Genomic DNA, 21934 nt, shown 5'->3' on the forward strand with positions numbered 1-21934 from the left:
TTAATAGCTTTACTCTGTGCTCTCAAACTTTTCTGTTGTTTTTGTGCTTTCCTCAAGCGCAAGATATATTATACCACCGTTTTACGAAAAGTCAACCTTTTTTTGAAAAATTTTTTAAAAAATTTGCTTTTTATTATAATTACGACTATATTCGACAATATACTTTATATAACCACAACATATAGTGGTTTGTGCCAAAAATAACTTTACACTTGCATATGCTATTGCAAATAAATATAATATATTATAAAATATAAGTATAAATTTAATAGGGGGATAACTATGAACCAACCATTCAATCCTTACCAACACAATGCAGATGTGCTGAGAGGATTTTTCAGAAAGCCGATCGTGCTTATTACCGCCATATCATTTTGTGTGCCGACTATAACCAAGCTGATCACTTCTGTCAGTACATTAATGTATACTATACCTTATTTGGTCAACTTTGCTTCCGAATCTGACAGTGGATTAAATTTTTCAGTCCGTCCCGATTTATCACCTTTGCTGTTTGGTCTTGCGCTCTTGATTTTATTCTGTACGGCGAGAAGTCGCAAGCCTGTTGTTAATTTTAAATCGCCTGTTACATATTTTATGGTAATTGCGATAATCTTTACAGTATTTGCAGGAATTGCTCTTGCAGTAGCATTAATACTTTTAATCCTATTACTTGTGTTCAATTCATATATGCCAAACTACATTTTTCAGAGCGTACTCGGAATTGCAATCATAAATGCAGTCGGGGCATTAGCTGATTTTATGTTCTACCTTGCCCTGAGCAGATTTTCAAAGGGAATTAAGTATTCGCTTACCTCTGTATTCATTACAAAGGCAGGCTCAAAGTTTACTGCTGTAACTGCTTTTATAAATGTTGCGGTATCAGTTGTTTCTGTTATTATAGGATATATATTCCTGCCGTCTATGCTCGATGTAGTTTCTTTCCTACTTCAGAGCCTTTCAGACTTATTAAATATAAATTCGGTTTCGCAGTTTACTAATATGATTTCTGAATTAATACACTCAACATTTTCGCTTACTATTATAGGAAGTATATCGGAAATTGTTCCGCTAATAATGGTGGGCATAGTTGCTATAATGTATTTCATCTATATAAGAAAAACAACCGACAGTCTTGTGTTTACTCCTGTTGACAACGAGGCTACACGCTTTTACAGTGAGCCTACACCTGAGCATAACAGCGAACCGCAGATGCCTTTTAATCAGAACACCAATGCGCCGTTTGTACCGCCTGTTATGCCTGAGAGCCAACCTATTGAAAACAACTTTATGTATGAAAACCCATACGCAAGCAACCCTGCAAGCAGTGCGCCGTCTGCACCTCAGACACCACCGCAGGACTTTGTACCTCAGCCTGTATTTAATAATACCGAAAAAGCAGAGCCGAAGTCAGACGAAAAGATTTGCGCTCATTGCGGAAAGCACTCGCCTGCCGAAATGATTTTCTGCCCGTACTGCGGCACTAAATTTTAAATGTAAATAAACAAATAAGGAGATACCAAAGCGGTATCTCCTTTTGTTATGTCTGATTATAAATTATTTTTGAAATGCAAGAAAATCCTTTACAGCATTCTCACGAGCTTTATATTCGTTTGAATTTTTATCAGGCTTGTTCTTGTCGATCTTGGTATCGTTGTAAATCATAAGATACTTGCCGTTGTCTGAAAGGTAAGCGGCATTTACAGGGTATCCCTCGATAATAGTAAAGCTGTTGCTTTCCTTTACCTCATTAACGATTTCTTTAGCTGTTTCGTTGAGCTTTGCGGTATCATACTCATATAACTCAATAGCAAGGTTGTTGCTGATGCTGTACTTAATGCCCTGCTTTGCACCGATGAAAGATGCGTCCATCTCGGTTTTAACAGCTTTGTCTGTATAGTAACCCTTATCCTGCATATAGCTGCAAAGTCCATCAAACGAATCCTTGTATACCTTTTCAGCCTCTTTGCTTGTCTGTTCAGATGCAGACTGACTTGCGGATGTTGTCTGCTGATTAGCCTTAGATGCCTGTTCAAGGGCATCGTTATATCCACAGCCTGCTGCTGAAACAGCAATTACAAATGCCATCAACAATGCAGAGATAATCTTCTTCATATTTCAAAATCCTTTCAATGCGAATTTACACTTTTCGTATATTATAGCTTATATTTGCCGATAAATCAAGCATTATATTATTTTTACAGAAAAAAACGGAAATGCAAACGCACTTCCGCTTAAATTTATATATTAAAGGACATACACATTAACATCTCTTCTTCCAAAGCTAACGCAGTCATCGTAGCTGAAGTAGAAAAGGTCAACAATAGCTGAGCCGTCCATTAAAGCTCCGCCTGTATCAACAGCGGTTGCATAGCCATAAACATGGCTGCCGTCTGCCGCCTCAATGTAAAGCTTAGAACCGTAAGGAATAATTGCAGGGTTTACTGCCACGCCGCCCTCATAAACAGGCACGCCTGTTGCTGTAAGTGCGCCCGGAGCTGCTGTATATGCTGTACCCGAACCCGATACCATATAGCTATATGAAACAGGAGCGCCGCTTGAATCGGTTGTTGTACCTCTTTTTGTGCCGTTTAAAACAATTTTATCGACAGGCTCTTTTGTAACTTTCTCGTCAATTACCTTTGTTGAATCGTACTTGCCGTCAATGTACTTGCATCTCTTGGTTACTTCCTTTTCACCGTCAACGCCTTTCTGAGATACCTCAGACTCGCCTGTCATAATATCGTCAGAATCTTTTTCAACTGTTTTGTAAGAGATTTTCTTTGTTGATTTCTCGTCAACATATGTTACCTTTTTGAGGGTGATTTTCATATCGTCCTCAATTTGAGCGTTTTTGTCAACATTTAAAATATCATCGTCTGTAATTTCATAGCCGAGAATGTTGAGAGCGTTTTCAACTGTACCCTCAGGAGCTTTTACGGTCATCTCAGTACCGTTTGTTGTGAGCTTGATATTTTTTGAGTTATAAACATAAATGTTCATATCGCCTGTAATAACCGTATTAAGCGATGGTGTAACGCTCTGATTCTCTGCAAGAGTAATGCCTGTTCTGTTTAAAGCCTCTTCGACAGTACCCTTTGCAAGCGAGATAGTCTGCTCTTCGCCGCAGTCATTAATTGTGATTGTATTAGCCTTGATTACATCAAAAGACATATTGAAGTCTTTGTTTGTGCCTACAATAACATCACCGTTGCCAATCTCAAACTCTGTTGAGCTTTCAACATATGTTTTGTTTGTAGCGGCAGCCTCATCTGCCGACGCTGTATTTGCTGCTGCATTTACCAAAGCACCTGCTGAAATAGCTGCGCAAAGAATAGCTGCGACCGTCCACTTAATGGCAGGCTTTGAAAATGTTTTTAGCATCATAAGAAATTCTTCCTTTCTTCAGTGATTTTTGCAAGTGCAAAAACCGCTTTCCGTTTGGCTTTTTTCTAAAATTTGTTGCATTGTGAAGGCTTAGTTTACGCTTGTAGTAAGCCGTTCGCAAGCAATGGCGTTATTATAGGCTTATGTTTTGAATATGTCAAACAGCAAGAAAGTAAAGTTTTTATGGAAAATGCACAACGATTTCGACTTTTTTTCTTATTTAGCAAATTATTTTTTCGTTTTTTGAATTAAAATCCTGCAAATTTGTAGTCAAATTGCAAGAAAATGAAAGTTTACTTTTTAGATACCACTTTGTAACAAGTTTGTAACCAAAAATCAAGATATATTACAAAAGTATTACAAATAAAAATATAGCTATTTTTACTTTTTAAAAGTATTGAAAATACGGCTTAAATACTGAATTTTATGTAAAAAACAAAAATTGAGCTTTATTACTAAAACTCAATTTTTAACTATTTTTATATTAAATTTCTTTTTAATAATTATCGGATTTCAGCTGAAAATAACTTTGTGGGTAAGCACAAACAGGACATACCTTTGGAGCGGACTTTCCAACGCAAATATGACCGCAATTTCGGCATATCCACACTGCCTCGCCGTCCTTTGAAAACACAAGTTTTTCTTCTACATTTTTAAGCAGAGTTTTGAACCTTTCTTCGTGCTGTTTTTCTATCTCGGCAACCTTTTCAAACAGTCCTGCAATAAAGTCAAAGCCCTCTTCTCTTGCCACCTTTGCAAACTGCGGATACATTTCGCTCCACTCAAAAAACTCGCCGTCTGCGGCAAGCTGTAAATTTTCCTGCGTTGTTTTGTCTTTGCCTGTCAGCAGGTTGTACCACATTTCTGCGTGTGCTTTTTCATTGTGTGCGGTTTCTTCAAACAGTTGGGCAATCTGCTCGTAACCGTCAGCCTTTGCCTTGCCTGCATAGAAGGTATATTTGTTTCTCGCTATTGACTCGCCTGCAAGCGCCGCCTCAAGATTTTTCTCTGTTTTAGATCCCTTTAACTGCATACAAACACTTCCTTTTACGGTTTTCTTTTCTATATATAGTATATACAGGCTGAGTGTACATATTCAAATATAGGAAATGCTTGCATTTATGCGGTATTTTTGTTATATTAAGGTTATAAAATAAAAAAGAGGTTTTTTAAATGGCATGGTTTTTTGCAGATGAAAATATAACGGCTGACACCTATGTAATTTCGGGTGAAAATGCCAGACATATATCAAAATCATTGAGAATGAAAAAGGGTGAGGAGCTTACTCTCATCACTCCCGACAATACACAGTGTGAGTGCGTACTCACAGACATTACAGCAGAATACGCAACGGTAAAAATCACAGAAAAAAAGCAGTGTGAAAACGAACCCGATGTATTTGTAACATTATATCAGGCACTGCCAAAGGGCGATAAAATGGACTATATCGTGCAAAAATGCGTTGAGCTTGGTATATCAAGAATAGTTCCAATGCTCTCGGCAAGATGCGTTTCACGACCCGATGCAAAATCTTTAAAAAAGAAATGTGAGCGCTGGCAAAAGATAGCTTTACAGGCGGCAATGCAGAGCAGACGAGGAATTATTCCGCAGGTAAGCGAGTGCGTAAGCTTTGAAAAAGCGGCTGAAATGAGCCTTGAAAGTGAAAAACAGATTATATTTTATGAGCTTGGCGGCGAAAAAGTAAATAAAATTCTCGACAAAAAGCCAAAAAGTATAGCAATGTTTATCGGCAGTGAGGGCGGATTTGAGCAAGGCGAGGTTGATAAAATCATAGCAAACGGAGGCAGTCCGGCAACCCTCGGCAAAAGAATTTTAAGAGCGGAAACCGCTCCTCTCGCCGCTCTTTCTATTATAATGTTTCAGACAGATAATTTTTGATTTTGCAATAAAAAAACGAGACTCACGCCCGTTTTGATTAATATATAATAAGTTACAGAAAAAATATAATAAAGCAATCAGTCTTTATTATGTTTTTCGGATTAAATAATCGTCCAACATTTGCTTGTCTGATAGTTGGACGATTATTTTTATAATATTAAAATTTTTATTATAAAGACAAAATGACGAGTATGAAACTCGTCACTTTGTCACCCGCAAGGGGTATAGCATTTTTTATAAGACCCGCAAGGGCATAGTTAGTATATTGTATAAATAACTTGCATTTTTTCAATCTTTCTTGCTTTCCTTTGCAATCTTATCCAAGGAGAGCTGCTTAGTATATTCCTGTAAATTTTTCATATATTCGTCAAAGGCACATTCTTTTTCGCCGTAAACAGGGTTTAATTCGTACTCAAGCGGCAGCCAAGTGCGGATTTCAGACTCGTTATGCTGAATTGACGCCTCTAATTTATCCATAGCCTTCCAAAGCTTTGCCTCTTCGGTATTAAGCTCCTCCATTTCGGTATAAAGTGCGTTAAGCTCGTCTTTATACGGTTGCGGCAGAGTATTAACCCATTCGCTGAGCTTATGCTTTTCGACCTCTTCATCGTTATTTGTCTTGTAAAAAGACGGAATATCACCTGTAAAAGCCTCACCAAGGTCATGGAAAATACACATTTTAATTACCTTGTCCATATCCACATCAGGATACTCGTCTTTTACAAAGTAAGCAAACAGCGACAATCTCCAGCTATGCTCGGCAACGCTCTCTCGCCTGCCGTTAGAAAGCCAGCTATGCCTTGTATTTTTCTTTAAATTTTCTGCAAGATATAAAATCTCGGTAAGTTTTTCGGGAGTCATAATAGTACCTCTTTACTCTGAATAAGTTGGAATATTCCATTCTGCAATATGCTCATCGGTAACAGGAAAATATCTGAAAAGCATTGCACTGTCATTATTCTCGTTTTTTTTGCCTGTTGTAAGATTAAAAATATTTTTTTCGTATGCAAGTGAGCTTTTATTTTCAAAGGTGGTTTCGTTAAAAATCTTTTTGAAAAGCTCGACATCATCGCTTGTATATCCGCCGACAGCAGCAGCCATAACAGCCGACATATTAAGTATTCTTTCGCTGTACTGGTGTTCACCGTCAATCGACACATACTTAGACATAGTAGTGCCGCAGCCGACATTCATAATTTTATGACTTCGTGCCTCAACGGATACGGTCAGCTCTGCCTTGTCTATATCGTAATAGTAGCAGTAATACTCAACGCCGTTGGCGTCTGTTTTAGTTTCGCCGAGCCTTTTCCAATTCTCCATATTAAGATAATCTTCGCCGCCCGAGCGGAACATAATTTCGTTATATCGTTCGGTAAATTTTTCAATATCTAAATTATATCTTTTACCGTTCACATTTGTGCTGTCCTCCTGCGCTTTATCTTTAGTATAGGCAAGAATTTCGTCAAGCGATGCAGTACCGCCCTTTACGACTGTTTTCTTCTCGCCGCAAGCAGCAAAAGAAAAAGCAAGCATAAATGCAAGCAGTAAAGGCACAATTTTCTTCATAACTGTTACCTCGTTTTGGGTTGGTTTTAAAAATTTTTAATATTCAAACTTTAAGCTGTAATTATAAAAAATAGTTTCGGTCGGGCAACAAAATTTGATAAAAAACAAATTATCCGTCCCGAATATAAAAGTTTGGTCAACCTTTTCAAAGGTTGTGGGTGTGGGCAACGCCCACAAATACCTTTAACTATCGTAAATTTTTGGTAGCCAAACGGCTTGCCGTTTGGCGGACTGAACATAATGGCATAAGCCTTTAAATTTGCGACAGCAATAAGAAAGAAATTTATTTTTTTGTTAAAAGTCATTTTATCTTTTAATGACTGTCGCCTGTTTTCTCAAACTTCGTCCTAAGCACGCAAACAGTAAGCTGCTTGCGCCTTATAATTTGTAATAAAGAAAAATTTTATGGGCTCTGCCCAAACCCGCAATCCTTTAAAAAGGCTTGACCTAAATTTAAAATCATTTTCAAATATTTTATAGCCCTCCTTTTTACAGGAAGGCTATAATTTTTATTTTATTCTTCTGTATTTTCTTCTTTGCTCATTTCGGCAGTATTATCCTCTGAAACCTCTTCGCTTGTTTCTTCCTTTGAACTGTCCTCGTGAGGTGCTCTTGCAACTGTAACCACCTTATCGTTCTCGCCTATTCTCATAAGTGTAACGCCCTTGCTCGGTCTGTTGCAAATTCTTACTGTATCAGCGGCAATTCTGATAATTACGCCCTCCTGAGAGATAATGATAATATCATCAGTAAGCTCAACCACGCTGACAGCCGCAACATTGCCGTACTTTTCTGTATGGTAGTTAGTAATACCCTTACCGCCTCGGCTCTGCAAGCGATAGTCGCTTACATTTGAAATTCTGCCAAAGCCTGTTTCTGAGGCAGTGAGTATAAGGTCATCGTTTGTAACAACGCACATACCCACAACGCAGTCACCCTCACGCAGAGAGATAGCCTTTACGCCTCTTGCCTGTCTGCCCATAGGACGAACATCGGTTTCTTCAAATCTTATGGCAAGACCGTTCTTTGTGGCAACAACAACCTGCTGATTGCCGTCTGTAAGTCTTACCCACGCAAGCTCATCACCCTCGTTGAGTTCAAGTGCGATAAGTCCGCCCTTTCTTGCAGTATTGTACGCATTAAGAGAAATTCTCTTTACAATACCCTGTCTTGTAACCATAACAAGGTACTTGTCCTCGTCAAACTCAGGCACACGAATCATTGAAGTAACCTTTTCGTCAGACGCAATCGGGAGCAAGTTTGCAATATTCATACCCTTTGACTGTCTGCTGCCCTCAGGCACTTCATAGCATTTCAGTCTGTAAACCCTGCCCTTGTCGGTAAAGAACAGCACATAATCGTGAGAATTGATTACAAACATCTCTGTTGCAACATCTTCTTCTCTGCGTGACATACCCGACACGCCACGACCGCCTCTGTTCTGAATCTTATAGGTATCAACAGCAAGGCGCTTTACATAGCCAAACTGAGTGAGTGTAAGCACGCACTCCTGATTTGGAATAAGATCCTCAATATCAACCTCGCCGCTTACGGCGCAGATTTCTGTTCTTCTCGGATCTGCAAACTTATTTCTTATAACAATAAGCTCTTCTCTGATAATTTCACGCTGTCTGCCCTCGTCGGCAAGAATAGCAATGTACTCGTCAATCTTAGCCTTTAATGCGGCAATTTCGTCCTCAATCTTTGTGCGCTCCATATTTGTGAGCTGTCCCAAACGCATCTGAACAATAGCCTGCGCCTGAACATCATCAAGACCAAAGCGCTCCATAAGATTTATTTTAGCGGTAGCCTGATCCTTACTCTTTCTTATGATTGCAATAACCTCGTCAATAAAGTCAATGGCAATCTTTAAGCCCTCAAGAATATGCTCCCTGTCCTTTGCCTTTTTAAGGTCAAATTCAGTTCTTCTGCGTATGATTTCCTGCTGGAAGTTTACATACTCGGTAAGCATTTCCTTAAGGTTAAGTACCTTAGGCACTCCGTCAACAATAGCAAGCATAATTGCGCCAAAGGTAGTTTGCAGCTGAGTAAGGTTAAAGAGGTTGTTAAGCACAATCTGCGCCGACGCCTCTCTCTTTACATCAATTTCAATGTGCATACCCTGTCTGTCGGAGTGGTCTTCAATATTAGAAATACCCTCAATTCTCTTATCTTTTACAAGGTCGGCAATGTACTCAATAAGTCTTGCCTTGTTGACCTGATAAGGAAGTTCGGTAACAATAATCTTATATCTGCCGTTCTTAGCCTCTACAATCTCTGTTTTGGCTCTTACGATAATTTTACCTCTGCCTGTCGCATAAGTAGCTCTAATGCCACTTCTGCCCATAATAATGCCGCCTGTCGGAAAATCCGGACCCGGCATATATTCCATAAGACCTGCAAGGTCAATGTCGGGATTTTCAATGAGCGCACAGGCTGCGTCAATAGTTTCGCCGAGGTTATGCGGCGGAATTTTGGTAGCCATACCAACGGCAATACCGTCTGAGCCGTTTACAAGCAGGTTAGGAAATCTGCTCGGAAGTACGGTAGGCTCTTCGAGTCTGTCGTCAAAGTTTGGCTGAAAATCAACTGTTTTCTTGTCAATATCGGTAAGCATTTCGCAAGAAATCTTGCTCATTCTTGCCTCGGTATATCTGTATGCGGCAGGCGGGTCGCCGTCTACCGAACCAAAGTTACCGTGACCGTCAACAAGCATATATCTCATTGAAAAGTCCTGCGCAAGTCGCACAAGCGCATCATAAACAGACGCATCACCATGAGGATGATACGCACCGAGTACGGCACCTACTGTATCTGCGCACTTATGATAAGGCTTGTTTGGGTCAAGACCTTTTTCGTACATTGTGTAGAGAATACGCCTATGAACAGGCTTTAAGCCGTCACGGACATCCGGCAATGCACGGGAAATAATAACGCTCATCGAGTAGTCAAGAAAGCTCGATTTCATTTCGTCGTTTACATCGACATCTATTATTTTTCCCTCGTTAAATACTGAGTTTTCCATATTTTCGTTGTCCATATTATTCATTCCTCAAGGTTTATGTAAATTGTTTTATCTTTTCGTAAAGCTCAGGCATACGCTTTCTTATGCTTATCGGGCGAAAGGTCTTTGAATCCACAAAGCCATGCTCGGTAGTGCCGTAGCCGAGTTCGGTTTCCGAGCCGTCAGGCTCAATCCTCTTTACAGTGTATGAAAAAGTAATTCTTGCGGCTGAAATCAAAATCACCTTTGTGCGCAATATAATTTCGTCATCATAAAGAGCAGGCTTGCCAAATGAACAGTTCAAGTTCAAAAGCGGCGTCATTATGCCCTGCGCCTCCATTTCACGATAATTAAAGCCGAGCATTTTTATATAGTCACCCCTGCCCATTTCATACCAAATGGGATAATTGGAATGGTGAACAATACCCATACAATCCGTTTCGGCATATCGCACACGGAATTTTGTTCGTGAATGCACAAAAATCACTCCTTTATTTAAAAATTAAACATCAAGATTCTGAACAAACTTTGCGTTTTTCTCAATAAATTCTCGTCTTGGTTCAACCTTATCGCCCATAAGAATGGTGAAGATTTCGTCTGCCTCCTCAGCCTCGTTGAGGTTTACCCTGAGCATAAGTCTTGTTTCGGGATTCATTGTGGTTTCCCAAAGCTGTTCCGAGTCCATCTCACCAAGACCTTTGTAACGCTGAATTTCGGTTTTGCCCTCTGTTGCTGCCAAAATCTGGTCACGCTCGCTATCAGAATAAGCGTACTTATGGTCTTTGCCCTTTGAAATTCTGTAAAGCGGAGGCTGAGCAATGTAGATATGACCCTCCTCAATGAGTGGGCGCATAAATCTGAAAAAGAATGTCAAAAGAAGTGTTCTGATATGCTGGCCGTCAACATCGGCATCCGCCATAATAATAATCTTGCCGTAACGCAGTTTTGTAATATCAAATTCATCGCCAATACCCGTACCGAGTGCGGTAATAACAGGCATCAGCTTATCGTTGCCGTAAACCCTGTCAAGTCTTGCCTTTTCTACATTGAGCATCTTACCCCAAAGCGGAAGTATAGCCTGAAACTTACGGTCACGACCGCCCTTTGCAGAACCGCCCGCAGAGTCACCCTCTACTATGTAGATTTCTGTAATCTCGCTGTCCTTTGACTGGCAGTCGGCAAGCTTGCCCGGCAGCTGAGCAGACTCAAGCGCCGATTTTCTTCTTACGCTCTCTCTTGCCTTTCTTGCTGCCTCTCTTGCCCTTGCAGATGCAAGCGACTTTTCAAAAATAGCCTTTGCCACCTGCGGATTTTCCTCAAGATAAATCATCAGCTTTTCGCTTACGAGCTTATCAACCATAGTTCTTACCTCGGTGTTGCCGAGCTTTGCCTTGGTTTGTCCCTCAAACTGGGCCTCTTTCAGCTTTACGCTGATAATGGCGGTAATACCCTCTCGCACATCTTCACCGCTGAGGTTCTTATCGTTGTCCTTTAGCTTGCCAAACTTTCGTGCGTAATCGTTCATTACCCTTGTAAGCGCACGCTTAAAGCCCTCTTCGTGAGTACCGCCGTCGGTAGTATGAATATTATTTGCAAAGGTCAAAAGATTTTCATTGTAGCTGTCATTGTACTGCAATGCAACCTCTACGGAAATAGTGTCCTCGTCATTTTTAGCCGCAAAATAAATAACATCGGGATGAATAACGGCAAGCGCTCTCTTTTTGTGTATGTACTCCACAAAGCTCTTTATGCCGCCCTCGTAAACAAAGTTTTTCTTGATAATCTCATCTTTGTTTCTCTCATCTCTCAGCTCTATATGCACGCCTGCGTTAAGAAAAGCCTGTTCACGCAAACGCTTTTCAAGAATTTCGTAATCGTAAACATCGGTTTCCTTGAAGATAAGTGGGTCAGCCTTAAAACGCACCTCTGTACCCTTTATGTCTGACTTGCCTATTTTGTGGAGGTCAGAAACAATCTTGCCCCTCTCATAGCGCTGGGTATATACATCTTCGCCATCGCAAACCTTTACCTCAAGCCACTCTGAAAGCGCATTTACAACAGACGCACCAACGCCGTGCAAGCCGCCCGATACCTTGTAACCGCCGCCGCCGAATTTGCCGCCTGCGTGAAGAACCGTAAATACAACCGTTACGGCAGGCAAGCCTGTTTTGCTGTTGATGCCAACAGGAATACCTCGGCCGTTATCGGTTACTCTTATGATATTGCCCTCCTCAATAACTACATCAATCTTGGTGCAGTAGCCTGCGAGCGCCTCGTCAATAGAGTTATCTACAATTTCATAAACAAGGTGATGAAGACCCCTCGGACCTGTTGAGCCGATATACATACCGGGTCTTTTTCTGACCGCCTCAAGTCCCTCAAGAACCTGAATTTCATTGGCGCCGTATTCCTGCTCAACCTTGGTCATCTCAATGTTATTTTCATTGTCCATTTTTTTACCTCCAATATCAGAGCCAAAGCATAGCCTTTGCCCTGTTCGCACCCCATAAAGGGGCGGAAAGTATTTTGTCTGACCGAATTTCGCACCGTTGGTACAAAAGTGTCAGGTTGTTTTTGTTAATTTCAATTTCTGAATTTTTATCGACAAATTCAATCTGCCGATAATTTTAAACTTTTATGGCTTGCAGGCGCAATCCGGTAAAAGCTCGATTTATTACAAATCATCGGGCGCAAATTACCCGATTAGTTTGTGTGCTGAGTTAATTTTAATTATTTTTTCTGCTTTTTGTTTATATCCTTAAACGCCGTAAACAGCGGATACAAAACTATGAAAAGCAGGATAAACACTATATTTATGCCCACCAAAACATAGAAATTCAGGCTCGGCGTCATATAAAGAACGCCTACATTTGCCGCAACGGCAAGCACAAGCAAAACAAGCACAAGAATAATACAAGGCTTTTTGCTCGCCTTAAACTCCTTTTTGCAGTGGTAGCAGGTGTGTGATTTTTCTTTTGCAATCTTTTTTACCTCGCCATATCTGTAAACCGTATGGCAATGAGGACAAGTTGGTAATTTCAGCATAGCTTAAAACTTTCTGTTTGCGGTGTATTTGTTGGTATCTGCTCTTTTTGTGCCGTCACTGTCCTCTTTTGGCGGAATATAGTGGCGTGAGCGAGAAAATCCCGTATCCGTATCGGAACGAATCTTCTTGAGCGGTGCGTCCATAGATGCGTGCTCCTCTTTTACATCGCTTATAACAGGCACAAAGTCAATCGTATTGCCCGACTTTACATCGTCAGCCTTGCTGATTTCTTCCTGAAGGTGTATTCTCTCCTCATCTCTCTTTTTCTTGAGCTGATTAAACACACCTGTATCTATGGCAACCTTAGGAGTGGTGTCCTCAGGCTGATAATCCTCGGTTGTGCCGGTTAATTTTATCGGATTAAAGTCAAATTCATCGGATATGTCACCGGCGATATTCTCGGAATACACCATACCGGCTTTTTTAGCCTCCATTGACTTCTTGTATTTTGTGAGCGGTTTATAATTCAAAAATGCCGGTGAAATAAACATAAAAATTACAAGTGGGATTGCAACAAGCAAAACTCCTAAAGGATTGCTGATATTTCCGGACTTAATCCAGTAAAGCATAATACCTGCTGCGGCGGCAACTGCAAGTGCAAAGGCAACAAAAATCATTTTGTTGATTACAACCTTACTTTCCTTTCCACATTGTGTGCATATATATTCACTTTTTCGTCTGCTCGCAAAGCCCGAAATATAAGAAACTCTCTTTGAACAGTAAGGACATTTTTTTGCTTTCATAAACAATCCCTCTTTTGGTTTGTATTTTATAATGAATAAATATTCATTATTTATTCATAGATCTATAATTTATTGCATTGTTAAATCATTGCTTTTAAGTTAAATTTTATCTTATTTTATACTCTGGGTAATATTAATTGATTTCTGACTGCAATATTTTATCAGTGCCGTCTTTGTGGCGCTTTAGCAGAGTTTTGCTCGAAAGCTGGCTTATATACACCTTTACCCTGCCGTTCTCCCTGCAAACGATAAATGATTTTGGCAGTTCGTAGGAAACATTCACGACATCTCCTCTTTTTTCTGCCGCAGTCAAAAAATCTCTCGTTTTTTTTGAAACGGTACATCTGTCTATATCAAAAATACCGATAATTGATTTTGTGGTAATGACAGTATCCTGTCCTAAATGCAAATACATTTCAGCTTATAACTCCGTTAGAAACATTAAAAATTTTGCCCTGTCTAAGCTGCTCCTTGTTTGACTGCTCACAACAGGTTATAAAAACCTGACAGTCATCAAGTTTATTGAGTAAAAAATCCTGTCTTTTGGAATCAAGTTCACTCATAACATCGTCAAGCAAAATTATCGGCTTTTCGCCCATTCTTTCCGACAAAACTGCCGCCTCGGCAAGTTTTAATGACAAAACCGCACTTCTTTGCTGCCCTTGCGAGGCATAAAGTCTTGCATTTTTGCCGTTAATCAGTATCTCTGCGTCATCTCGGTGAGCACCTTTTGTGGTACAACCGTTTCTTATATCATCTGCTTTAGATTGCTCAAAGGTTTCACATAATTTTTGGTAAATTTGCTCAATACTGTCGCCATATTCGGCATTTGTAGTCGATAAATATCTGATTTCAAGCCGTTCCCTGCCGCCTGAAATACCCAAATGGTACTGCGAAGCCCGATTTTCGAGCATCTGGAGATACTCCATTCTCTGTTTTATGAGTATAGCTCCGTTTGAGAACAGGGAATTGTCCCAGATCGAAAGAGTTTCCTCAAGTTCGGGGTGCTTATAAATATCTTTCAGCAAAGAATTTCTCTGATTAAGTGTGCGGTTGTACTTAGAAAGCACCACCGCATTTTTGAGTTTTTCTCTGCAAATTGCGCTGTCAATGAATTTTCGCCTTTCAGACGGACCTCGTTTTATTAAATTGAGATGCTCAGGCGAAAAAACCACAGCACAATATTTTTCAATGAGTGCCGCCGCCGAATTTTTCGCCACCGAGTTGATTTCTACCTGCTTTTTGTTGCCTTTGAATTTTATAGATGCGGTCTGCTCCCTGTTTTGTCCGAAAAATCTGACATCAAGTTTTGCAAACGGCTTGCCGAATTTTATCAGTTCGCCGTCTTTTGAACCTCTGAAAGAGTGACCGCCGCAAAACATCCAAAAAGCCTCAAGTAAATTTGTTTTCCCCTGTGCGTTGTCGCCGTAAATTACATTTACACCTTCGCACGGAGTAATAATTGCGTCTTCAAGATTTCTGTAATTTTCAAATTTCAGCGCAAGTACCTTCAAAAAATATCATTCCCGGTTCAAATAACTGTAATTTTTTCTCCGTCAAGCTCGGCAAAGTCACCTTTGCGCATTTTTTTGCCACGCATAGTGCAAACCTCACCGTTTACGGTGACATTTCCGTTTTGAATAAGCATTTTTGCCATTCCGCCTGTGTCACAAAGACCGGCGAGCTTTAGCAAATCCTGCAATTTTATAAATTCTGTGTCAATGTTGATTTTTTTATCCTTCATTTGAAAGCCTCATTGGAACTACAATGCTTAAAAAGCTGTCGCCCTTCACCGGTTTTATAACCATTGGCTTAACCGGGCCGCTTAGAGCAAGTCTGATTTCATCGGTATCACAATTTTTGAGTGCGTCAAGCAGGTATTTGTTGTTAAAACCAATCTCAACTTTTTCACCCATAACCGAAACTGCGATACTGTCGTTAGCTCTGCCGACTGCCGATGCACACGAAAGTTTGATTTCATCGTTTGCAAAATTACATCTGACAGGACTTTGGATTCTGTCGTTGTTAAGAAGTGACATTCTTTCAACCGAATTTATGATAATTCTTGTGTTTATAATAACCTCTGTTTTTACATCGGTCGGAATTGTAGTTTTGTAGTCAATAAAATTACCCTCAATAAGTCTTGAAATTACTCTGTAATTGTCAACCTTAAAGGTGATATGTCTTTGACCTATGATAATATCGACATTTTGTTCGTCATCGCCCAAAAGTTTAAGAACCTCAAGCTGAGTTTTACCCGGAACAACAAACTTGTTTTTGCTCTCGGAATCTACATTTTCACTTCTGATAGCCATTCTGTAACCGTCAATGGCAACAATTCTGAAAAGTCCGTCCTCAATTTCAAAAAGTGAACCTGTATAAATCGGCTTTGCATTGTTGTCTGATACAGCATAAACGGTTTCTCTGATCATTTCACGCAAAGTTTTTGCATTTACGGTAATCATATCGGTCTGCTCAAAGGTTGGCAGATCCGGATATTCGATAGATGACATTCCCACAATTTGGTAATCAACATTACCGCAGGTGATATAAGTCACCATTCTCTCGTCGGTTTCAATCATCACGATTTCTTCCGGCAATTTTCTTACAATGTCAAGAAACAGTTTTGCGCTGACAACAATTTCACCCTCTTCTTGAATTGTCGCATCAATGTCGGTGGTGATTCCTATTTCGAGATTATATCCTGATATATTCAGCAAATTGTCATATGCTTTTATAAGCACACCCTCAAGTGCCGGTATTGCGGCTTTTGAAGATACTGCTCTTGAAACATTTGACACTGCGTTGGCAAGGTCTGTTCGCAAGCACGAAAATTTCAAGTGTAGCGCTCCTTTATGTATTGATAATTTAAAAAATTAGTAGTAGTAGTAGGGGGTGTTAAAATGTTAAAAATTTGTAACTTTTCCGATAATTCCTTGAAAAAACCGTCCACAAATCACTGCACAGTATTTTAACAGCTTTTACATGGCTTGTGAAAAGAGATTATTCTTTCAACATCGGGTTAAAAATTGTTGATGAAATGTTAATAAAAATGTTAATGACATCTCTTTATTTTTTCCCTGAAAAAGCGGTAATATTCGCTTGCATCAAGTTATAAATGAATTAAGCCTGCCGTTTTTTGCAAAGTAATCTCTGTTTTTCGGGATTTTTTATCCGAAAAATTTTTGCTCATTTTCAGCGCCTTTTATATACTATTATATATATGTATAAATCGGCGCTTTTCAGAGTGCTGAAAAAGTCTGATTTTTACTTGGAATTTCAAAGAGCAAAAGCAGTATTTTTAATTGCTCCCCCAACTACATTCAAAACAGTGCGGAAATTGCAGTAATTGCAGCAATTTTCCGATAAATTTTTTAATGAAAATTTTAAATATTTTTCAACATATAAAAAATGTTGAAACTATGGAAAGGCATTAACAGGTTGTGTTAAACAAGACCTGTAAGATTTTTTGTAAATCGGCTCAAAATCAAGTAATTAAGCCGAAAAATGAGTGTTCACAATAGTTACAAAAATGTAATGTTAATAATGTTAAAAGGTAAAATTTATGTAACCAAATATGTTAAAAAGCATATTACTATCTGTCACGAATATTTTTGATGGTGTCGTCAATGATCTCTTTGATTTTGCGGTCATTCTGCATCATCTTCTTTACCTTTTTAACGGTGTAGATAACGGTCGAGTAATGTCTGCCGCCAAATTCTTCACCGATATTAGCCATAGACAGAGTTGTAAGCTCCCTTGAAATATAAATTGCAATGTGTCTTGCGTTGCTGATATTTGCACTTCTGTTATTTTCGGAGCGGATAGCCTCGGGGGTAACGCCGAAAGTACGGGAAACCTCCTCAATAATTCTCTCTACTGTAACCTCAGGCGGAGTATCATTATTAAGAATATCTGATATAACCTCCTGAACAGAAGAAACTGTAATTTTTTCTTGATTTAAGAGGCTTTTTGCCTTTAATTTTTTAACTGTACCCTCAAGCTGACGAATATTTGCCTTGATTTTAGACGCAATGTATTCGCAAACATCCTGTGAAAGATCGAGGTCTAAAAGCTCGGCTTTTCTCTTAATGATAGCGATTCTTGTTTCTACATCCGGCGGCTGAACATCAGCGATAATATCAGACTCAAATCTTGAGCGCAGACGGTCATCGAGAGTTTTGATTTCCTTAGGCGGTCTATCGGAAGCAAGCACAATTTGCTTGTGCGCATTATAAAGAGTATCAAAAGTATGGAAAAATTCCTCCTGCGTACTCTCTTTACCGCCGATAAACTGAACATCATCGACAAGCAAAATATCTGTTTGTCTGTATTTTTTTCTGAATTCACTCATTCTTGCCATACGAAGTGACTCAATGAGTTCGTTTGTAAAATCATCGCCCTTGATATAGCAAATATTTTTTTCCGGTGAATTTTTCTTGATTTCATTTGCAATGGCATACAGCAAATGAGTTTTGCCAAGGCCGGAGTTGCCGTACAAAAACAGAGGATTGTAGGCATTGGCAGGATTTGTGGCAACTGCAAGGCAGGCGGCATGAGCAAATTTATTGGACGCACCTACAATAAAAGTATCAAAAGTATATTCGTAACTAATATCGTTGATTTCCGCATTTGCAACAGCCTGCTGCTCCTCTTTGGCTGAAATTTCTTCCGGAATTTTCATTTCAATCATAAATACCTGTCCGAAAACAGCCTCAAAAGCTTCATTGAGCAGAGAAAGATAGCAGCGAGTTATAGTCTGACGATGAAAATCGTTAGGCACTAAAATAACAGCCTTGTTCTTATCAAAATCGAGTTCAATGGGTTCGATTCTGCTAATCCAAGTGTTGTAAGCGACGTCTGTAATTTTAGTTTTGCAATAGCTGCATATAATTCCCCACGCTTCTTCAAAAGATTCCATATACGACTTCCCTTCCATATAAATACAGCAATATCGCCATATTACCCCATAGTAAATCTATTCTATTATATTATAGAACACTTCCTAAAAAAAATCAATCTTTTTATACCTTAAAAATAACGGCTTTTAAGGTACTTTTTAAGCCCAACAGGTGATTTTTATTAAAACTTTGACTTTGAAGTCTATTTAAAAAAACTTAGAAATACGCTTATTTAAAACTAAAAGAGATAACCAAACATTTTATAAATGAATAAAAATCAAAATTTCAAAAGCAAGCTGCTTTGCTAAACCGCAATTTACACAGACTGCATTGCATAAAAAAGAAAAATATTTTATTATAAATTACCTTTCTATATATAAGTAATATAAATAAACCCGCTCAGCTTTACAAAAATAAAAAAAAACTTTTTATTTTTTGTTGACTATAAAGAAAAATTAAGATATAATGCTATATTGCAAGGTTATATATTGAAGGGAGGGTTTTCAGTATGTTGAGAACTTATCAGCCAAAGAAGCTCCACAGAAAGAAGGAGCATGGTTTCAGAAAGAGAATGGCAACAGCCAATGGTAGAAAAGTATTGGCTAGAAGAAGAGCTAAAGGTAGAAAAAGGTTGTCTTACTAAAGAACAGGCCACTTTATAACAGTGGTCTTTCTTTGTAGTTTGCGGCTTTTACTTTGCTTAGGTGGTTTTAATTTTGAGTGAATTCATCACTTTAAAGGACAATAGGGATTTTTCCAGACTTTACAGGAGGGGAAAATCCTTTGTGAGTCCTGTTTTGGTAACTTATGTTATAAAAAATAAATCCGATAACCTGCGTTTTGGAATAACTACGGGCAAAAAAGTCGGAAAGGCGGTTAAGCGCACCCGTGCAAGGCGTGTGATTCGTGCCGCATATTATCAGCTTTACAATGATTTAAAACCCGGCTATGATTTTGTATTTGTGGCAAGGAGCAAGACTCCTTTTGTAAAATCTCAAAAGGTATATGACGCTATGAAAAATCATCTGGAGTCTGCGGGCGTTTTGAAAAAATAATATTGTATATCTATGAAAAGAATTTTAATTCTGCTGATAAAATTTTATAAAGCTGCAATCTCTCCGCATCTGCCAAAAAGTTGCAAGTATGAGCCTACCTGTTCTCAGTATGGCATTGAGGCAATCGAGCGCTTTGGCGCACTAAAAGGTACAGCTCTGACCATATGGCGGATACTGCGCTGCAATCCTTTTTCAAAGGGTGGATACGATCCTGTCCCGGAAAAAACGGACAAGCCAAGAAAAATTAAGTGAGGTAGCTTATGGCAAATATATTTGGATTTTTTGGAAGTATTCTCGGCTATGTTCTTTGGGCTGCATTCTACTTTCTAAAAGATTTCGGCCTTTCAATAGTTGTATTTACTATTGTAATCAGACTTATTTTGTTCCCATTTACTGTCAAGCAGCAAAAATCTATGGCAGGCACAATGAGGCTGCAAAGAAAGCAAAAAGAGCTTCAGGAAAAATACGCTAATAACAAGGTTAAGCTCCAGGAGGAAATGAACAAGCTTTACGAAAAAGAGGGAGTAAAGCCAATGGGCGGTTGCCTTACTATGATTGTTCCTCTCCTTGTAATGCTCGGTATTTTTTATGCCGTTGCATATCCTCTTACAAACACACTTCATCTTAACTCGGACACAGTAAACAGTGCTGTTTCATATATGAACACAATTCCGGGTTACACAATAACAACAAATGCTACTTATCAGCAAATCGAGCTTATCAGGGTGTTCCCAAGCATTATGAACACTGAAACAATTCAGGGACTGTTCTCAGCTGCGGACTGCCAGCAGATAATCGATTTTGCAAACGGATTTAATATGATGGGAATCAACCTTCTTACAATTCCAAAGGATATGGGTATTTTCTCATGGTACTCACTCATTCCTGTACTTTGTTTTGTATCATATGTTGGTTCACAGTTAGTAATGCAGAAAATCAATAAGGCTCAGATGGCACAGCAGCAGGGTTGTCTAAAGGTAATGCTGTATGTAATGCCGTTATTCACAGCCTATATCGCATATACCGTTCCGGCTGCGGTAGGTTTTTACTGGATTTGCTCATCAGTAATTGCATTTATCCAATCGCTGGTTATAGCAAAGTTCTTTACTCCGGTACACTTCACCGCAAAAGAAGAGGCTCGTCACATTGCTCTTATGGAGCTAAATGAGGCAAATGTACCTTATGTTTACTCACCTGTTGAACAGAAGACAAGCACAAAGTCAAACGGCAACGGCAAAAAGAAAAAGAAGTAATTGAAATAGGTGAATACTATGATTAGAGAAGCAATCGGCGTTGGCGAAACAGAAGTTCTCGCCCTTGAAGACGCAAAAAGACAGCTCGGTATTGATGAATCCGAGGTTGTTGAGTTTGAGGTTATTCAGCGTGCCGAAAAAAAGAAATTCGGTCTTTTTGGCGGCGCACCTGCTAAGGTAAAAATCACACTCAAGGCAGGCCCTGCTGAAACAGCCGAGGAGTTTTTAGGCAATGTACTTAAAAATATGAAGCTTGAGTCGGTTTATATCAATAAAAAAGAGATTGAAAACGGCGTTGAGTTTGACCTTGAGGGCGAAGATGTCGGTTTTGTAATCGGCAGAAGAGGCGAAACACTTGACGCATTGCAGTACCTTACAAGTCTTGTTGCAAACCACGCAGACAACTCATATTTTAAGGTAACTGTAAACACAGGCGACTACCGAGAGAAAAGAGAAAAAACACTTGAAATTCTCGGCAGAAAGCTCGCATTTAAGGCAATAAAGACCGGCAGAAAAACAAGTCTTGAGCCAATGAATCCATATGAGAGAAGAATCATTCACACTTCGGTGCAGAAGGTGAACGGCGCTATTTCATGGAGCGAGGGTGAAAACGCAAACCGTCATGTTGTAATCGGACCTGATCCAAAGTTTAAGAGATATTCAAGAAACAACAATTCAGGCTACAACAGAGGCAGAGGCGGCAGACGCCCATACAATAACAACTCTGTTAAAAACGAGGTAAATCCCGACAGAAAGCCCCTTAATGAAGGAAGCCTTGACGGACTTTACGGCAGAATTGATAAATAATGATTTTTGAAAAAGGGGGCAGTTTTGCTCCCTTTTGCTTTTTGTGAATGTTTGTAAATTATGGTTTACCACATAAAGTTTAGTATAATAAATTCAAAATTTAGGTCAACCCTTTTTAAAGGGTTGCGGGTTTGGGCAGAGCCCATAAAACATTAAAAACACACTGATTTTTAATAAAAACAAATGGTTGAATTTATATCATAGGATAAATAAACCTTAGATTGTTCAAGACCTTAAAATAAAACAAAAGTCAAAATTAATAAGTGGCAGAAAGTA

At 39.2% G+C, this 21934-nt stretch carries 22 protein-coding genes; 7 read left to right on the plus strand and 15 right to left on the minus strand.

What is annotated here, in order from left to right; translation table 11 throughout:
- Positions 1 to 282: 282 nt before the first annotated feature.
- A complete protein-coding gene (locus DXC23_RS11570) occupies positions 283 to 1491 on the plus strand; it encodes a zinc ribbon domain-containing protein (RefSeq protein ID WP_117706576.1) in 1209 nt (402 codons plus the stop codon).
- A gap of 63 nt (positions 1492 to 1554) precedes the next feature.
- Here the strand turns inward: DXC23_RS11570 and DXC23_RS11575 are convergent, their stop codons facing one another.
- The 3 genes from DXC23_RS11575 to rbr form a co-directional block, all read right to left on the minus strand.
- Positions 1555 to 2112 carry a hypothetical protein gene (locus tag DXC23_RS11575; RefSeq protein WP_117706578.1) on the minus strand — a complete coding sequence of 186 codons (558 nt, stop codon included), beginning with the start codon at positions 2110 to 2112 and terminating at the stop codon, positions 1555 to 1557.
- A 132-nt stretch (positions 2113 to 2244) separates the two neighbouring features.
- Entirely contained in the window at positions 2245 to 3384 is a 1140-nt protein-coding gene (locus DXC23_RS11580; protein ID WP_117706581.1) for a 3D domain-containing protein, read from the minus strand.
- A gap of 496 nt (positions 3385 to 3880) precedes the next feature.
- Positions 3881 to 4417 carry a rubrerythrin gene (gene rbr, locus DXC23_RS11585; RefSeq protein ID WP_117706585.1) on the minus strand — a complete coding sequence of 179 codons (537 nt, stop codon included), beginning with the start codon at positions 4415 to 4417 and terminating at the stop codon, positions 3881 to 3883.
- 140 nt (positions 4418 to 4557) lie between these two features.
- Here rbr and DXC23_RS11590 point away from each other — a divergent pair, with 140 nt between their 5' ends.
- On the plus strand, positions 4558 to 5283 hold the full coding sequence (locus DXC23_RS11590; protein ID WP_117706588.1) for a 16S rRNA (uracil(1498)-N(3))-methyltransferase: 726 nt from the start codon (positions 4558 to 4560) through the stop codon (positions 5281 to 5283).
- 288 nt (positions 5284 to 5571) lie between these two features.
- Here DXC23_RS11590 and DXC23_RS11595 read toward each other — a convergent pair whose 3' ends face one another.
- The 12 genes from DXC23_RS11595 to dnaA all read right to left on the minus strand — a co-directional run bounded on the left by DXC23_RS11595 (position 5572) and on the right by dnaA (position 18563).
- The gene (locus tag DXC23_RS11595; RefSeq protein WP_117706591.1) at positions 5572 to 6144 is read right to left on the minus strand and encodes an HD domain-containing protein; all 573 of its coding nucleotides are present in this window, start codon (positions 6142 to 6144) and stop codon (positions 5572 to 5574) included.
- A 12-nt stretch (positions 6145 to 6156) separates the two neighbouring features.
- A complete protein-coding gene (locus DXC23_RS11600) occupies positions 6157 to 6849 on the minus strand; it encodes a hypothetical protein (protein ID WP_117706594.1) in 693 nt (230 codons plus the stop codon).
- A 514-nt stretch (positions 6850 to 7363) separates the two neighbouring features.
- Entirely contained in the window at positions 7364 to 9889 is a 2526-nt protein-coding gene (gyrA, locus tag DXC23_RS11605; RefSeq protein ID WP_242997513.1) for a DNA gyrase subunit A, read from the minus strand.
- 19 nt (positions 9890 to 9908) lie between these two features.
- Complete coding sequence (locus DXC23_RS11610) at positions 9909 to 10331, minus strand: thioesterase family protein (protein WP_199523083.1); 423 nt, start codon at positions 10329 to 10331, stop codon at positions 9909 to 9911.
- A 24-nt stretch (positions 10332 to 10355) separates the two neighbouring features.
- Positions 10356 to 12305, minus strand: coding sequence for a DNA topoisomerase (ATP-hydrolyzing) subunit B (gene gyrB / locus DXC23_RS11615; protein ID WP_117706597.1), 1950 nt, complete (start codon positions 12303 to 12305; stop codon positions 10356 to 10358).
- A gap of 278 nt (positions 12306 to 12583) precedes the next feature.
- Positions 12584 to 12898: a hypothetical protein gene (locus DXC23_RS11620; protein ID WP_117706599.1), complete on the minus strand. Its 315-nt coding sequence runs from the start codon at positions 12896 to 12898 to the stop codon at positions 12584 to 12586.
- Between the two features lie 3 nt (positions 12899 to 12901).
- Positions 12902 to 13642 carry a hypothetical protein gene (locus DXC23_RS11625; RefSeq protein WP_117706602.1) on the minus strand — a complete coding sequence of 247 codons (741 nt, stop codon included), beginning with the start codon at positions 13640 to 13642 and terminating at the stop codon, positions 12902 to 12904.
- A 133-nt stretch (positions 13643 to 13775) separates the two neighbouring features.
- Positions 13776 to 14057 (minus strand): extracellular matrix/biofilm biosynthesis regulator RemA family protein, encoded by a 282-nt coding sequence (locus DXC23_RS11630; protein WP_117706604.1) that lies wholly within the window; start codon positions 14055 to 14057, stop codon positions 13776 to 13778.
- Between the two features lies 1 nt (position 14058).
- Positions 14059 to 15156, minus strand: a complete 1098-nt coding sequence (gene recF / locus DXC23_RS11635) for a DNA replication/repair protein RecF (protein ID WP_117706606.1) — start codon at positions 15154 to 15156, stop codon at positions 14059 to 14061.
- A 17-nt stretch (positions 15157 to 15173) separates the two neighbouring features.
- Positions 15174 to 15386 carry an RNA-binding S4 domain-containing protein gene (locus DXC23_RS11640; RefSeq protein WP_117706608.1) on the minus strand — a complete coding sequence of 71 codons (213 nt, stop codon included), beginning with the start codon at positions 15384 to 15386 and terminating at the stop codon, positions 15174 to 15176.
- Positions 15376 to 16482, minus strand: coding sequence for a DNA polymerase III subunit beta (dnaN, locus tag DXC23_RS11645; RefSeq protein WP_117706610.1), 1107 nt, complete (start codon positions 16480 to 16482; stop codon positions 15376 to 15378). The genes DXC23_RS11640 and dnaN overlap by 11 nt, the downstream gene beginning before the upstream one ends.
- A 755-nt stretch (positions 16483 to 17237) precedes the next feature.
- Positions 17238 to 18563, minus strand: coding sequence for a chromosomal replication initiator protein DnaA (gene dnaA / locus DXC23_RS11650; RefSeq protein WP_117706612.1), 1326 nt, complete (start codon positions 18561 to 18563; stop codon positions 17238 to 17240).
- Between the two features lie 488 nt (positions 18564 to 19051).
- Between dnaA and rpmH the strand changes: the two genes are divergently transcribed.
- The 5 genes from rpmH (at position 19052) to jag (ending at position 21658) form a co-directional block, all read left to right on the plus strand.
- The gene (rpmH, locus tag DXC23_RS11655) at positions 19052 to 19186 is read left to right on the plus strand and encodes a 50S ribosomal protein L34 (protein ID WP_117706614.1); all 135 of its coding nucleotides are present in this window, start codon (positions 19052 to 19054) and stop codon (positions 19184 to 19186) included.
- A gap of 73 nt (positions 19187 to 19259) precedes the next feature.
- Entirely contained in the window at positions 19260 to 19598 is a 339-nt protein-coding gene (rnpA, locus tag DXC23_RS11660; protein ID WP_117706615.1) for a ribonuclease P protein component, read from the plus strand.
- 12 nt (positions 19599 to 19610) lie between these two features.
- Positions 19611 to 19850: a membrane protein insertion efficiency factor YidD gene (yidD, locus tag DXC23_RS11665; RefSeq protein ID WP_117706617.1), complete on the plus strand. Its 240-nt coding sequence runs from the start codon at positions 19611 to 19613 to the stop codon at positions 19848 to 19850.
- Between the two features lie 8 nt (positions 19851 to 19858).
- A complete protein-coding gene (locus DXC23_RS11670) occupies positions 19859 to 20851 on the plus strand; it encodes a YidC/Oxa1 family membrane protein insertase (RefSeq protein ID WP_117706619.1) in 993 nt (330 codons plus the stop codon).
- A gap of 18 nt (positions 20852 to 20869) precedes the next feature.
- Positions 20870 to 21658, plus strand: coding sequence for an RNA-binding cell elongation regulator Jag/EloR (gene jag / locus DXC23_RS11675; RefSeq protein WP_242997514.1), 789 nt, complete (start codon positions 20870 to 20872; stop codon positions 21656 to 21658).
- The last annotated feature ends 276 nt before the right edge of the window (positions 21659 to 21934 follow it).

The organism is Eubacterium sp. OM08-24 (assembly GCF_003438075.1).
GTDB lineage: Bacteria > Bacillota > Clostridia > Oscillospirales > Acutalibacteraceae > Ruminococcoides.

Coding starts and splice junctions, on each gene's coding strand:
- rbr (WP_117706585.1), bottom strand. CDS start 4,417: ATGCAGTTAAAGGGATCTAAAACAGAGAAAAATCTTGAGGCGGCGCTT.
- gyrA (WP_242997513.1), bottom strand. CDS start 9,889: ATGGACAACGAAAATATGGAAAACTCAGTATTTAACGAGGGAAAAATA.
- dnaA (WP_117706612.1), bottom strand. CDS start 18,563: ATGGAATCTTTTGAAGAAGCGTGGGGAATTATATGCAGCTATTGCAAA.
- DXC23_RS11570 (WP_117706576.1), top strand. CDS start 283: ATGAACCAACCATTCAATCCTTACCAACACAATGCAGATGTGCTGAGA.
- DXC23_RS11640 (WP_117706608.1), bottom strand. CDS start 15,386: ATGAAGGATAAAAAAATCAACATTGACACAGAATTTATAAAATTGCAG.
- gyrB (WP_117706597.1), bottom strand. CDS start 12,305: ATGGACAATGAAAATAACATTGAGATGACCAAGGTTGAGCAGGAATAC.
- DXC23_RS11590 (WP_117706588.1), top strand. CDS start 4,558: ATGGCATGGTTTTTTGCAGATGAAAATATAACGGCTGACACCTATGTA.
- DXC23_RS11620 (WP_117706599.1), bottom strand. CDS start 12,898: ATGCTGAAATTACCAACTTGTCCTCATTGCCATACGGTTTACAGATAT.
- yidD (WP_117706617.1), top strand. CDS start 19,611: ATGAAAAGAATTTTAATTCTGCTGATAAAATTTTATAAAGCTGCAATC.
- DXC23_RS11575 (WP_117706578.1), bottom strand. CDS start 2,112: ATGAAGAAGATTATCTCTGCATTGTTGATGGCATTTGTAATTGCTGTT.
- jag (WP_242997514.1), top strand. CDS start 20,870: ATGATTAGAGAAGCAATCGGCGTTGGCGAAACAGAAGTTCTCGCCCTT.
- DXC23_RS11580 (WP_117706581.1), bottom strand. CDS start 3,384: ATGATGCTAAAAACATTTTCAAAGCCTGCCATTAAGTGGACGGTCGCA.
- rpmH (WP_117706614.1), top strand. CDS start 19,052: ATGTTGAGAACTTATCAGCCAAAGAAGCTCCACAGAAAGAAGGAGCAT.
- DXC23_RS11595 (WP_117706591.1), bottom strand. CDS start 6,144: ATGACTCCCGAAAAACTTACCGAGATTTTATATCTTGCAGAAAATTTA.
- DXC23_RS11630 (WP_117706604.1), bottom strand. CDS start 14,057: ATGTATTTGCATTTAGGACAGGATACTGTCATTACCACAAAATCAATT.
- DXC23_RS11625 (WP_117706602.1), bottom strand. CDS start 13,642: ATGAAAGCAAAAAAATGTCCTTACTGTTCAAAGAGAGTTTCTTATATT.
- DXC23_RS11600 (WP_117706594.1), bottom strand. CDS start 6,849: ATGAAGAAAATTGTGCCTTTACTGCTTGCATTTATGCTTGCTTTTTCT.
- DXC23_RS11670 (WP_117706619.1), top strand. CDS start 19,859: ATGGCAAATATATTTGGATTTTTTGGAAGTATTCTCGGCTATGTTCTT.